At 30.8% G+C, this 1019-nt stretch carries 2 protein-coding genes; both read left to right on the top strand.

The features are described from left to right. On the top strand, positions 1 to 104 hold a 104-nt coding region (locus tag HT736_RS11420; RefSeq protein ID WP_172930072.1), incomplete at its 5' end, for a restriction endonuclease subunit S. Positions 105 to 160: 56 nt separating this feature from the next. Continuing rightward, positions 161 to 958: a tyrosine-type DNA invertase PsrA gene (gene psrA, locus HT736_RS11415; protein ID WP_023934726.1), complete on the top strand. Its 798-nt coding sequence runs from the start codon at positions 161 to 163 to the stop codon at positions 956 to 958. Positions 959 to 1019 lie beyond the last annotated feature (61 nt).

Below are 1019 nucleotides of genomic sequence, written 5' to 3'. Positions count from 1 at the left end.
ATAAAGTTGCTTCTATTCTAATCCCACTCCCACCCCTTCCTGAACAATCCAGAATCGTTGATAAAATCGAACAATTTTTCGCCCATATTGACGCACTAATTTAGTATAATAGTTTTACGTGCGGTGGAATTTCTATCAAACATAAGATAGGAGTTTTACGTTGAAAGAATTTGAATTACATTTGAAGAAAGCTGGTTTAGCTGAAAATACTGTGCGTTCGTACCTTTATGGTGTTCGATTTTTCTTGGAGAATTATGAACTCAAAATGGAAGATTTATTTGAATACAAGGGATATTTATTAGACAATTTTAAACCTAAAACTGTCAATTTGCGACTACAAGGAGTAAATAAATATCTGACTTTTATTGGTCATGATGATTTGAAATTAAAATTTGTCAAAGTACAGCAAAAACCGTTTTTAGAAGATGTCATTAGCCATGCTGATTACCTTTTTCTTAAACGTAGTTTGAAAAAAGATGGTATTTTAAAATGGCATTTTGTCGTTTGGTTTTTAGGTGCAACTGGGGCTCGTGTAAGTGAGCTTATTAAACTAAAAGTAGAGCATGTAGAAATCGGTTATTTTGACATTTACTCAAAAGGTGGTAAAATTCGTAGACTGTACATTCCTAAAAAATTAAGAAATAGTTGTCTTAGTTGGTTAGAATCAGAAAATCGCCGAAGTGGTTATTTATTTTTGAATAAATTTAATGAACCAATTACAGCAAGAGGAGTTGCTCAACAGTTAAAAAATTATGCTGATAAATACAAAATGAATCCTAAAGTAATTTACCCTCATTCTTTTAGACATTTATTTGCTAAGAATTTTTTATCGAAGTATAATGATATTGCCTTGCTTGCAGATTTGATGGGACACGAAAGTATAGAAACTACTCGAATTTATCTAAGGAAAACAGCTACTGAACAACAAAATATTGTAGATAAAATTGTTAATTGGTAAAAAAATAACAGGTGGTCAAATTGACCATCTGCTATTTTTTTGTGATTATGGCTCTTATTAT

Origin of the sequence: Streptococcus sp. 339, assembly GCF_013277285.1 — a bacterium.
Lineage (GTDB): Bacteria > Bacillota > Bacilli > Lactobacillales > Streptococcaceae > Streptococcus > Streptococcus pseudopneumoniae.
Note: the sequence above shows the minus strand (reverse complement) of the source record. Positions and strands in the feature narration are given on the sequence as shown.